At 32.2% G+C, this 13,226-nt stretch carries 10 protein-coding genes; 8 read left to right on the forward strand and 2 right to left on the reverse strand.

Annotation, left to right across the window (positions count from 1 at the left end):
* The first annotated feature begins 1,915 nt into the window (after nucleotides 1-1,915).
* The 3 genes from CN946_RS10835 to CN946_RS10845 are packed head-to-tail and all read left to right on the forward strand — an operon-like array spanning nucleotide 1,916 to nucleotide 4,611.
* The gene (locus tag CN946_RS10835; RefSeq protein ID WP_098861124.1) at nucleotides 1,916-2,653 is read left to right on the forward strand and encodes an ABC transporter ATP-binding protein; all 738 of its coding nucleotides are present in this window, start codon (nucleotides 1,916-1,918) and stop codon (nucleotides 2,651-2,653) included.
* Entirely contained in the window at nucleotides 2,650-3,870 is a 1,221-nt protein-coding gene (locus tag CN946_RS10840; RefSeq protein WP_098861125.1) for an ABC transporter permease, read from the forward strand. The genes CN946_RS10835 and CN946_RS10840 overlap by 4 nt, the downstream gene beginning before the upstream one ends.
* A gap of 12 nt (nucleotides 3,871-3,882) precedes the next feature.
* Nucleotides 3,883-4,611, forward strand: a complete 729-nt coding sequence (locus CN946_RS10845; RefSeq protein WP_098861126.1) for an EcsC family protein — start codon at nucleotides 3,883-3,885, stop codon at nucleotides 4,609-4,611.
* 43 nt (nucleotides 4,612-4,654) lie between these two features.
* On the opposite strand, the gene CN946_RS10850 is transcribed toward CN946_RS10845, so the two are convergent.
* Nucleotides 4,655-5,851, reverse strand: a complete 1,197-nt coding sequence (locus tag CN946_RS10850; protein ID WP_176547294.1) for a M20 family metallopeptidase — start codon at nucleotides 5,849-5,851, stop codon at nucleotides 4,655-4,657.
* A 200-nt stretch (nucleotides 5,852-6,051) separates the two neighbouring features.
* Between CN946_RS10850 and CN946_RS10855 the strand changes: the two genes are divergently transcribed.
* From CN946_RS10855 to hemY, 4 genes are all read left to right on the forward strand, one after another.
* Entirely contained in the window at nucleotides 6,052-8,187 is a 2,136-nt protein-coding gene (locus CN946_RS10855) for a transglycosylase domain-containing protein (RefSeq protein ID WP_098861128.1), read from the forward strand.
* A gap of 402 nt (nucleotides 8,188-8,589) precedes the next feature.
* The gene (gene hemE / locus CN946_RS10860; protein WP_098861129.1) at nucleotides 8,590-9,633 is read left to right on the forward strand and encodes a uroporphyrinogen decarboxylase; all 1,044 of its coding nucleotides are present in this window, start codon (nucleotides 8,590-8,592) and stop codon (nucleotides 9,631-9,633) included.
* Between the two features lie 23 nt (nucleotides 9,634-9,656).
* Complete coding sequence (hemH, locus tag CN946_RS10865; protein WP_098861130.1) at nucleotides 9,657-10,589, forward strand: ferrochelatase; 933 nt, start codon at nucleotides 9,657-9,659, stop codon at nucleotides 10,587-10,589.
* A gap of 27 nt (nucleotides 10,590-10,616) precedes the next feature.
* A complete protein-coding gene (gene hemY, locus CN946_RS10870) occupies nucleotides 10,617-12,038 on the forward strand; it encodes a protoporphyrinogen oxidase (protein ID WP_098861131.1) in 1,422 nt (473 codons plus the stop codon).
* Between the two features lie 141 nt (nucleotides 12,039-12,179).
* On the opposite strand, the gene yhfH is transcribed toward hemY, so the two are convergent.
* Entirely contained in the window at nucleotides 12,180-12,311 is a 132-nt protein-coding gene (yhfH, locus tag CN946_RS10875) for a protein YhfH (RefSeq protein ID WP_097973739.1), read from the reverse strand.
* A 180-nt stretch (nucleotides 12,312-12,491) separates the two neighbouring features.
* On the opposite strand from yhfH, the gene CN946_RS10880 reads away from it, so the two are divergent.
* Complete coding sequence (locus tag CN946_RS10880; RefSeq protein WP_098861132.1) at nucleotides 12,492-13,223, forward strand: MBL fold metallo-hydrolase; 732 nt, start codon at nucleotides 12,492-12,494, stop codon at nucleotides 13,221-13,223.
* Nucleotides 13,224-13,226 lie beyond the last annotated feature (3 nt).

The raw sequence follows: 13,226 nt of genomic DNA on the forward strand, positions 1-13,226 counted from the left end.
GACACCTCATTTACAAATTGGTATACTAAAACCTTTGTTTATAAGTGATAATGTTCAAGCTAACCATCTCCTTTGATGTTTTCACTGCTGTTTTATACAACGATGTTTTATCTATGGAGAAATTTCACTTCAACAACTACCCTTGCATCGGTTTGAACGCAAATTAAATTACCTTTAACACACACCTCATTTCAAATTTTGAACTGGAAAGTGTGTTGCTTTCCCTTCAAGAATTATGATGCCCCGTATTAAAGAAAGTATGCAAAACAATAAAAAACTTTTAAAAACAGTGAAAGCAAAGAGAGAATATTAAAAATCAGGAAAGCAAGAAAACAAAAAGACTTAGTAATGAGATTTAAGTGGAAATTAAGAAAATTAATAATTGTTAATTTGGATCAAAAAAGATTAAAAGGGAGTGCGGGAAGGAATTATTTAAATTTACAACTTCTTTTCAACAACATAAAACAAGAAGCAACCTATGTTGCTTCTTGATGAAGGGGAAAGATTATGGAGTAATTATAAATTGTCTTTAACAGACACCTCATTTGCTTAAAAGTTCAATAAATTGGTACACCTTAAAATAAATTTATATGCTCTGCTCGAGACACCTCATTTACAAATTGGTATACTAAAACCTTTGTTTTAAGTGATAATGTTCAAGCTAACCATCTCCTTTGATGTTTTCACTGCTGTTTTTACAACGATGCGTTATCTTAGGAGAAATTTCACTTTAACAGTTACCTTGCACAGGTTTGAACGCAAATAAATTACCTTTAACACACACCTCATTTCAAATTTTTGAATTAGAAAGTGTGTTGCTTTCCCTTCAAGAATTATGATGCCCTGCGGTAAAGAAAATATTCTTAAGCAGAAGAAAATTTTTGAAAAGAAGACATGATTGTAAGAAATGAGTTATTTATTGGTTAATTGGAAAATAAGAGTATAGATAATAGAAGGAAGTAGCTTTAATGTAAACATCTTTATAGGAATAAGTTGATAGGAACGAAAGAACACACGACTCCTTTAGGAAATGCAGTAAGTCTGAGAAAGGGAGATCCAAGATTGTTTCTCTTCAACACTCTATAAGGAGCAACAATAGTTGTTCCTTGCAGAGTGTTGAAATATAAAACGGTCAATAAAGAAAAAGTACATTAAATGAACATTTATTAATGATTAAATTTTCATTTTTTGAATGATATATTAATGGTTTTAACTGTTAATAATTTTGAGCAATTTATGATTCAAATAACTCTAGTAATGGTTTTTTCAGTAGTTAAAAATATTATGAGCTAATTTTAGAAAAACAAGGACAAATGATTATTATGAAAAGTTGGTGTTCGACTTTAATTGACATACAAGATTCTTTTTTAACAACATAAAACAAGGAGCAACCAATAGTTGCTCCTTGATGAAGGGGAAAGATTTTTAGAAAAGATTTTAGGTTAATAAGTTAAATTGTCTTTAACAGACACCTCATTTGCTTTAATGTTCAATAAATTGGTACACCTATAAATAAATTATATGTTCTGCTCGAGACACCTCATTTACAAATTGGTATACTAATGACCTTTGTTTTTATAGATTATGTTCAAGCGCACCATCTCCTTAGATTTTTGCATTGCTGTGTATGACAACTATGTTAATCTTTGGAGATACCTCATTTCACTTAAACAATGATCTGACTTAGGTTTGAACGCAAATTAAATTTCCTTTAACACACACCTCATTTCAAATTTTGAACTGGAAAGTGTGTTGCTTTCCCTTCATGAATTATAATACCCTTAACCTAAAATAGTATTCAAAAAAAGAAGGATTTTTTTTTAGTATTCCATAAATATGATAATAAGGCAGTTAAGATTATTATTTGATACAATAAAATTTATAGGAAAAGTACATTTGAAAGGATTTGTAAAGAATGACTTTATTGCATGTAAAAGATGTCACAGGCGGATACACTAGACAGCCTGTCATTAAAGATGTCTCATTTACGATTAATAGGAATGAGCTTGTTGGGTTAATCGGGTTAAATGGTGCCGGTAAGAGTACGACTATAAAACATATTTTGGGACTTTTGAAGCCATCTAAAGGTGATATATTAATTAATGGTGAATCATTTGATAAAGATCCAACTGCATATCGTGCTAGCATATCATACGTTCCTGAAACACCGATGATTTATGATGAATTAACTTTACAGGAACATCTTGAAATTACAGCCTTGGCATACAATATTCCTGATAAGGATTTTAAAAAACGTAGTGAAGAGCTATTAAAAACATTTAGATTATATGATAAGAGAAAATATTTTCCTTCGACATTCTCTAAAGGGATGAAACAAAAAGTAATGATCATTTGTGCCCTTATTGTCCAACCGCAGTTATACATAATAGATGAACCATTTTTAGGACTTGATCCAATCGCGATAAATGATTTACTTGAGATTTTGAACAATGAAAAAGAAAAAGGAGCAGGCATTTTAATGTCTACTCATATTTTATCGACTGCTCAAATTTATTGTGATTCATTTATTATTTTGCATGAAGGAGTAATTATTGCAAAAGGTACATTAAACGAATTACAAACTCAATATAATATGTCAAATGCTTCATTAGATGAAATTTATATTTTTGCAACGAAGGAAAAAGAAATATGAGTACGATAAAAGAATTATGGTTAGCACGGTTTAGGAGCTTTATAAAAGAAATGAGTAAATATGGTCGTTATATATTTAATGATCATATAAAGTTTGTAATTGTTTTTGGCTTTGGAGGAGGAGCATATTATTATCAACAAATGCTAAAAACAATTTCTCTAGATTTTCCGGTTATTTTATTAATCACTATTCTTTTTAGTTTTCTTGTTGTAACTGGTCAAGTAACTACTTTTTTTAAAGGACCTGATTTACATTATTTACTACCTTTGGAAAAAAAGATGAAAAGTTACTTTATCCGCTCCTTTTTAATTTCGTACATCGTTCAGGTCTATTTAATGTTAATGATGTTAGGGGTGATTTATCCAATTTATAAGAAATTTTCACTAGGACAAACAACAAGTTTTATCGTCTTTATGGTAATAATTTTCTTATTAAAAGGATACAATCTTTTTGTTTCATTCTTACAACTTACAAATAGTGGTGTTTTAAACCGAGCTTTTGATTATTGTTTAAGGTTGCTAGGTACTTTCCTATTTATTTATGGTTTATTAAGTAAATGGAGCAGTTTTTTCCTTGTAATAATGATCGTAATTTTAGCTGTTTATGCATTATCTATTCAAATAGGTAGTAAAAATAAAAGAGTACAATGGGAAAGAAATGTTAAACTTGATACTTCAAGATTATCGACTTTTTATCGATTTGCGAATATGTTTACTGATGTGCCATCTATTCAACAGCAAGTTAAGCGAAGAAAATGGGCCGATCCAATCATTAATAAAATTAAAATGAGAAATGCTGCGAATTATTTACTAGTTCGTACATTTATCCGAAATGGTAACTATTTAAGTATGTTTTTAAGACAAATTTTCGTAGGTGGGTTTGTAGTTTACTTGGTGCCAACTACAATTGGGAAAATATTGATTGGCATTTTATTTCTTTACGTAATTTCTCTACAGAATATGTCAATATTAAAACAGTATAACTATCATTTGTTGTGGAAAATTTATCCTTATACAAATGAAGAAAATAAAAAATCTATTTCGACACTTTTGTATATACTACTGATAATATGTAGTCTAGTTTTTAGTATCATTGGTTTAATAAAGGGCTTATCAATTTTAAACTTTGCTATTGCAATCGTTGTGTATACTTTATTTTCAATGTGGTTAATTAAATTTTATGTGCTTAAAAGGTTAAGTCAGCCACAAAAATTGTAAAGGGTGGACAAAATGGATTCTTATGAACTTCGTATTGAGTACGAACTATCTAGATGGAAACAAAAAGTAATGTCCGATTCAAATGTTTTTCAAACTTCTGCAAAAAAAGTTCAGTTAAAGCTTCAATCATTATTACCAGAACAAATCCAAGATCTGCTTACAAAAACCGTTAAAAATATGATGGTTTTATTTATGGGAGGGTCTACTGTTTTTAATGGCAGTGGTGAAGAGTATGAAGCATTAACACTTAGAGAAAGAGATTTAATCTTAGATAAAAAGTTAAATGAGTACAAAAAGATTTCAGCTGTAGAAGGTGCGGGTACAGGAGCGGGTGGAATATTACTCGGTCTTGCCGATTTTCCGTTATTGCTAGGGATAAAAATTAGGTTTTTAGTTGAGGCAGCAAAAATATATGGTTACTCACCTAAAGATGAACTTGAAAGACAATTTATGCTGTATATCTTTCAACTTGCTTTTTCAAGTGATAGCCATCGGAAAAAAGTTTTTTCAGTTATTGAAAAGTGGGAAGATAAAGTAGATGAAAATCCCCAAGTCAATTGGGAGCAATTACAACTAGAATATCGGGATCATATCGATTTAGCAAAACTTCTGCAATTAGTCCCTATTATTGGAGCACCGGTTGGAGCTTATGTAAATTATCAACTTCTTGAACAATTAGGTGAAACGGCTAAAAATGCTTATCGGTTAAGGTATATGAAGAAGAAGGGAGATATCATCTAAGAAGTTACATACTAAAAGGAGAACTAAAAAGTTCTCCTTCTTTTTATTTTTGCTCAACTAATTTTTGTGATTGTTTTAATGAATTTAATGTCACAGTCCCTAGTGTTTTTGCTGCAATTAGCATTGCTTTTTCGTCAAAATCAAATTTTGGATGGTGATGTGGGTATGCTTCTGTAGCGTGAGGAGGTTTAGCTCCTGTGAAGAAGAAAGTTCCTGGTACTTTTTGTAAGTAGTATGCGAAATCTTCTCCGCCCATTTTAGGGTCCATTTCTTTTAATTGATTAACTTCTTCAATTGATTCGGCTACTTTAACTAATAAATCAGTTTCTTTTTCATGATTTACTACTGGAGGATATCCATCATCGTACTTATATTCGTATGTAACATCATTTGCTAGACAAATTCCTTTAATGATTCTAGCAATTTGTTTTTTTACTTTTTCCTGTGTTTCCTTTTTGAACGTACGAACCGTTCCTATTAAGGTTGCTCGATCGGCGATTACATTAAAAGCATTTTTTGCTTCGAAACTTCCAATCGATAACACTACGGTGTCAATTGGATTTGTTTCTCGACTAACAACTTGTTGAAGTGCCATAACAAGTTGGCTAGCAATTACAATACTGTCTTTTGTTCGATGGGGTTCCGCACCGTGACCGCCTTGACCTTGGATTGTGATTGAAAAACGATCAGCTGCTGCCATGATTGGGCCTTTTCGATAACCAATTGTTCCTAATTCTTCAATTGCCCATAAATGAGTTCCATAAACCTCATCAACACCGTCTAAACAGCCATCGGCAATCATAGAAATTGCTCCACCTGGTGCATATTCTTCTGCATGTTGGTGAAGGAACACAACTTTACCGTCCCATAAATCTCTTTGCTCATGAAGTGCCTTTGCTAGATATAATAGTGTAGCAGTGTGGCCATCATGACCACATGCATGCATAACGCCAGGCACTTTTGAGGAATAAGGAACATTTTTCTCATCTTGAATAGGTAAAGCGTCAAAATCAGCTCGTAAAGCGATTGTTTTTCCAGGGTTACGACCATTAATTGTAGCAACAACACCATTTCCACCGACGTTTGATTTGAATGGAATATTTAATTGTTGATAAAAGTTTTGAATGAATTTTGCTGTCTCGTATTCTTTAAATGAAAGCTCAGGATTTTCATGTAAGTATCTACGTGTAGATACCATTTCCGGATAATATGAATCTAATAAAGAAAATAAATCTGACATTATTTCACCCTCCTACTTACTATCTATATAACCTATTCAAGAAATGTAATTGATATCCTTTAAAATTATCTTCAGTTAAGATATGGCGAAAAATGTATTTCCAAGGAAATATACATCGAAAAAAAGGAAATAATGACTTATTCATGGGAATAAATGGATATACTATTTGTTATATGGTAAGAGAAATGAAGGTGAAATAATTGAAAAAATGGGGATATTTAGCAATAGGACTGTTAAGTGTCCTGTTAATTAGCTTTGTAGGATTTTTACTAATCGTTTTCTTAGGTAATTATGTTATAGATGAAGATAAGTTAGTCGTCCATTCATCATCGGAAATGGTAGACTTAGAGGGGAATTTTATCTCGAAGCTATATAATGAAAATCATCAAATCGTTTCAATTAGTGATATACCTGATTATACTAAACAAGCAGTAGTTTCAATTGAAGATGAACGTTTCTATAAGCACCATGGAATTGATACACAATCAATCTTTCGGGCTATAGTAAATGATATAAAAGCATTTAGTAAAGTACAAGGTGCGAGTACACTTACTCAACAACTTGCAAAGAATGTTTTTTTGACGAACGACAAAACATTTATGAGAAAAACAAAGGAAGTAATTATAGCAATTAATCTAGAAAGAAAGTATACAAAAGATCAAATACTAGAAATGTATTTAAATCAGGTTTATTTCGGTCACGGAGTATATGGCATAGGTGGGGCTGCGAAATATTATTTCGGGAAAGATGTTAAAAATTTGACTATTGAGGAAAGTGCTTCGTTAGCAGCCTTATTAAAAGCACCATCACATTATGATCCAGTCACACAACCAGAGCGATCTTTAGAACGTAGGAATCTTGTTCTTTATAAAATGCTAGATACGCATTATATAACTGAATCTGAGTATCAGAAAGCCAAAAGCAAGCCAACAGTATTACATATTACGGAACAAAAATTTGAAAACGGATATGCTACATATATTGATATGGTTATAAAAGAAGCAAAAGAGAAATATGGCATTTCTTATGACAAACTTTTAAATGGTGGATACAAAGTTGTCGTTCCAATCCATAAAAAAACACAATTAACCGCCTATAAATATTTTAAAAATGGAAACTATTTTCCGGGAACTGATCAAAATGCTGAAGGAGCCTTCGTATTAATAAACTCCGAAACAGGCGGTGTAGAGGCGGCAATTGGAGGTAGAAATTACTATTTTCAAGGTTTAAATCGTATTAACGTGAAAAGACAACCAGGTTCAACAATGAAGCCTTTACTTGTCTATTCGCCAGCGCTTGAAACGGGAAACTACAATCCGTATTCTTTATTACCAAATGAACAAAGTGCGTTAGGAGACTATAAACCGAAAAATTATAATGGTGTTTATACGAAAACGATTTCGATGTTTAATGCATTAATAGAGTCAGCAAATGTACCAGCAGTTTGGTTATTAAATGATATAGGAATTGATCATGCAAAAGAGTATCTAGAAAAAATGGATTTGAATATTCCCGATCAAGGTTTAAGTATGGCGCTAGGAGGACTTAAGATTGGTTTAACACCTTTAGAGCTAGTAAAAGCATATAGTGCCTTTGATCATGATGGAGATGCATTAGAGCCTTTTGTTATTAATGCAATTTATGATCGGAACAATGAATTAGTTGGCGAAGCGAAAATTAAGGAATATAAAGTGTTTTCATCACAAACCTCTTGGTATATGACAAAAATGCTTAAAGGTGTTGTAAATGAAGGTACGGCTAGTAGAGGAAGTTTTACTGGCGATTTAGCTGGTAAAACGGGATCTACAAATATACCTGGCCAAACAAATGGAAACAAAGACGCTTGGTTTGTAGGCTATACACCAGACGTTGTAGGCGCAATTTGGATGGGATATGATAAAACAGATTCAAAACATTTTTTAAGAAATGGTAGTACATACCCAACCATTTTATTTAAAAAGATTTTAAGTGAAGCAGGAAGAGAACCATCTACCAAATTTAAAAAGCCAAAAAATATAGACGATTTAGAATCACCGATAAATTTAGAGCCTATTTCAAATGTTCAATCAAAAGTATCATTCTCTCCATTTGGATTATTCACTGTCGTCATTAATTGGACTGCACCAACTGACCACAGACAGCAATATCGAATCTATCGAGTGAAGAATGGAAAAGAGAAATTAATAGATACTGTTACTGGTTTAGATGAGTACAAGGATTCCTTTGTAAATGTATTTAATGTCCCTTCTTATTATGTAGTACCGTACAATCCTCAAACAAAAGAAGAAGGTGACAGGTCTAAACTTGTCAAACCCAACATAAGAAATAAGGAATAGACATTTTAAGGCTCTCCTTCTTATCAAATGATTTGAAGGGGAGTTTTTTATTTCCTATTAAATCTACGATTGTAAAAACTGTATCTCTTAAAAAAGAATAGTAAAGAGATTAAGAAGTTTGAACGATGAGATAACGATTAACCGAACATTAAAAAAAAATTATAAAACCCCTTTATTTTATAAAAAGTATTAATAAATAAAGATTATTAATTCGATATTTTAGACATATTTTGATATAATTTTTAATGGGAAAAGTCTGGTAGTGAAATAGGCCTATTAATTGAGAAAAATTGTAAAATCAGTGAACATTATGTGTCAAAATTCGAGTTTTCTATACAATTAATGGTTCAATCAGTATATTTAATAGTAGAGTTTGGAAAAGTGAAAGGGAGACTTTGAAGGATGAAAAAAGATTTTAACGATACATTTCTTAAAGCGATTAGAGGAGAAGAAGTAACGCATACACCAGTTTGGTATATGAGACAAGCAGGGCGTTCTCAGCCAGAATACCGAAAAATAAAAGAAAAATATTCTTTATTTGAAATTACTCATCAACCTGAATTATGCGCTTACGTAACAGCGCTACCAGTGGACCAATATAATGTTGATGCAGCTATTTTATATAAAGATATTATGTCTCCACTTCCTGCAATTGGAGTAGACGTAGAAATTCAATCAGGGGTAGGACCGGTAATAAGCAATCCTATTCGTTCATTAGCAGATGTAAAAAAGTTAACTGATATTCATCCAGAAGAGCAACTACCTTATATCTATGAGACGATTAAATTATTAACAACAGAGGTTCTTTCTGTTCCATTAATTGGATTTGCAGGTGCACCTTTTACAGTTGCTAGCTATATGATCGAAGGTAGACCTTCTAGAAGCTATAATAAAACAAAATCATTTATGTACGCAGAGCCAGAAGCATGGTTTGCTTTAATGGATCATTTAGCAGACATGACAATCAAATACGTAAAAGCACAAGTTAAAGCAGGGGCAAGCGCAATTCAATTATTTGATTCATGGGTTGGTGCTTTGAATGCAACTGATTATCGCATTTATATTAAACCATGTATGGAAAAGATTTTTACAGCTCTTAAAGCAGACCATATTCCATCAACTATGTTTGGAATTGGAGCAAGCCATTTAATTCATGAATGGAATGAACTGCCTGTAGATGTAATTGGACTAGATTGGAGAACTTCTATTTCTGAAGCTCGCTCTTTAGGGATTACAAAAACGCTTCAAGGTAATTTAGATCCTGCGTTTTTATTAGCACCATGGGAACAAATTGAGAAACGTGCAAAGGAAATATTAGATGAGGGTATGGCAAATCCAGGTCATATTTTCAACTTAGGTCATGGGGTATTCCCTGAAGTAAATCCTGATACTCTTAAACGATTAACAAGTTTTGTACATGAGTATTCATCAAGGGTTAAAGCTTAATATAAAAGGACTATGGTGATGACATGAAAGAAAAAATCGGTTTATTAGTTATGGCTTACGGCACGCCATATAAAGAATCAGATATTGAGCGTTATTATACAGATATTCGTAGAGGTAGAAAGCCTTCACAAGAGGCGCTAGAAGAACTGACTGAACGATATCGTGCAATTGGAGGAATCTCTCCTTTAGCAAAAATAACAATTGAACAAGCAAAAGCATTAGAAGAAGATTTAAATAAGATCCAAGACAAAGTAGAATTCAAAATGTATATTGGACTGAAACATATTGAACCATTCATTGAAGATGCAGTAGATGAAATGAAAAAAGATGGTATAACAAAAGCAGTTAGTATCGTACTTGCACCACATTATTCTACTTTTAGTGTAAAGTCATATAACGAACGTGCTACAAATCATTCAGAAAAAATAGACGGACCAAAAATTATCCATGTAGATGATTGGTATAAAGAAGAACGATTTATTCAATATTGGGTTCGTGAAGTAGAAGCAATTCTTGAACCAATGAATGAAGAGCAACGTGTGAAAACGGCGTTTATTTTTTCAGCGCATAGTTTACCTGAAAAAATTCTTAACCTTGGAGATCCATACCCAGAGCAACTTAAGGAAACTGCCGAGTTAGTCGTTCAGCAATCTGATATTCGTCATTATTTTCTAGGATGGCAAAGTGCTGGTAATACACCAGATCCTTGGCTTGGACCTGATGTACAAGATTTAACACGTGAGTTAAATGAAAATTATGATTTTGAAACTTATGTATACTTACCATTAGGATTTGTAAGTGAGCATTTAGAAGTACTGTATGATAATGATATAGAGTGTAAACAAGTAACGGATGAAATTCAAAAAGCATATGTTCGTCCACCGATGCCTAATACGGATCCATTATTTATTAGTGGGCTTAGTACGGTTGTATTAAGAAAATTAAACGAACAATAATATGGTTTTGAAATAGGAGGTAAAGAAGTGAATAAGAAGGTTGTCATTATTGGTGGCGGTATTACTGGATTGACATCTGCCTACTATTTAAAACAAGAAAAATTAAAAAATAATCTTCCAATTGATATTCAATTAATTGAAGGTTCATCAAGGCTTGGAGGAAAAATCCAAACAATTAGAAAAGATGGGTTTGTTATTGAGCGTGGTCCTGACTCATTTTTGGCAAGGAAAAAGAGTGCATATCGATTAGCTGAGAACTTAGGTATCCAAGATCAAATCGTTTTTAACTCTTCTGGTAAATCGTATGTACTAGCCCATAATAAATTACATGGTATGCCAGAAGGTTCAAACATGGGGATACCTACACAAATCAAGCCTTTTATTTTTTCAGGTCTATTTTCACCAGCAGGAAAAATCCGTGCAGGTTTAGATTTTGTTTTACCAAAAACACATGTCCAAGGGGATATGTCATTAGGTAAATTTTTTAGAAGAAGACTTGGTAATGAAGTAGTTGAGAATCTAATTGAACCCCTTTTATCAGGTATTTATTCAGGCGACATTGACCAAATGAGTTTAATGGCAACGTTCCCTCAATTCTTCCAAATTGAACAAAAACATCAAAGTATTGTTCTAGGAATGAAAAAAGAGATGCCTGTGAAGAAATCAAAAGGTCCGAGAAAAGGAATTTTCCAGACTGTAAGTACAGGTCTTCAAACAATCGTTGAACGAATTGAAAAAGAGTTAGATCAAGAGGAAGTTTTAAAAGGTGTACAAGTAGTTAATATAAATAAAATTGGAAAAAAATATGAGATTTTACTTAGCAATAATGAAAAGATAGAATCAGATTCAATTATCGTTACTGTACCTCATCGTTTCATTCCACAACTATTTAATAATAAACCTGTATTTGAGCCTTTCAAAAAAGTTCCTTCTACATCAGTTGCGAATGTTGCACTTGCATTTCCAGAGCATGCAATTAAGAGGGATATAAATGGTACAGGCTTTGTTGTTTCACGTAATAATGACTATAATATAACAGCGTGTACTTGGACTCATAAAAAATGGGCACATGCATGTCCAAAAGGTAAAGTTCTATTACGTTGTTACGTTGGACGACCTTACAATAAGGAAATAGTCGATAAAACGGATGAAGAACTTGTTGAAATTGTTTTAGAAGATTTAAGAAAAACGATGGATATAACTGAAAAACCAGAGTTTTATATAGTTTCCAGATGGAAAGATGCTATGCCTCAATATACGATTAATCATAAAGAGCGTACGAAAAATATGGAACAATATTTACAAAAAGAAATGCCTGGTGTATCGGTAATCGGTTGCTCATTTTATGGGTCCGGCTTACCAGACTGCATAGATCAAGGTGAAAAAGCAGTTTCAGATACAATTGAATACTTGTTCTCACATGAAAAACAAGCTGTTCGAAATTATTAAGGCTTTTAAAACAACTAGTAAAGAATAGAGCAACCAAAAAAGTAGATCGATACTTTGAGGTTGCTCTTTTTATTCTGTCTTTGTACTAATAATATGTTTAATAATTTCGTTAAGAAAATTGATGTTCCTAAAAGACTTCACTTAAAAACTATCTTTTAAACAATTTGAGCAAGTGTTACTGTAGCAATCATGTTGTTCTTCAATCGTCGAATTACAGTGTTTACATATTTTCTTTGGTAATAGTTTCAAAAATTCGGACATTTTTACAAGCATGTTACCCTCTCCTTTAGTTAACTTATTAGTATTGTATTACTACAACGTATTTTGTGTCAATCTGTATTAGTACAATTTTTAAAAAATAATCTAAACGCCTATTTTTATTAAACAGTAAGGACAAGCTTATAAATTTAAATTTTCATAGAAATAATAAGTATAAAGGAGTGTGTTTGTTTTATGAAAGTAACCGTTATTGGTTATTGGGGCGGCTATCCAGGTAAAGGTGAAGCAACTTCATGTTATTTATTTAAATCAAAAAATTTTAATCTATTGGTTGATTGTGGTTCAGGTGCATTAGCTACATTACAAAATTACATAGATCCTAATTGCCTAAATGCTGTAATCCTTTCACATTATCATCATGATCATATTGCAGATATAGGTGTGCTACAATACTTCCAACTTGTAAACTCAGGTAAGCTTAAGTTTGCTTTACCTATTTATGGACATAACTTTGATCTCGAAAAATTTAATTCATTAACATATAAAGAAGCAACAAAGGGATATGTATATAATCCAAATGAGGCCCTCGATCTAGGTCCATTTACAATACGTTTTCTTAAGACTGTTCATCCAGTTGATTGTTTCGCGATGCGAATTGAAACTGCAAATCATTCGGTTGTATATACAGCGGATTCAAGCTTTACGGAAGAGTTCATACCGTTTTCTTCTAACGCGGATTTACTTATAAGTGACTGTAATATGTATGAACATCAAGATGGAGCTAAGGGGCATATGAGCAGCAAAGATGCTGCCACAATTGCAAATGAGGCGAATGTAAAAGAATTATTATTATCACATCTTCCTCATAGTGGAAATACAAAAGATTTAATAAATGAAGCCCAAAAGTATTATAATGGACTTGTTCATTTAGCTTATACAGGATTTGAATGGAAATCGAAATTATAGGAG

Source organism: Bacillus sp. AFS053548 (assembly GCF_002575105.1).
GTDB lineage: Bacteria > Bacillota > Bacilli > Bacillales > Bacillaceae_G > Gottfriedia.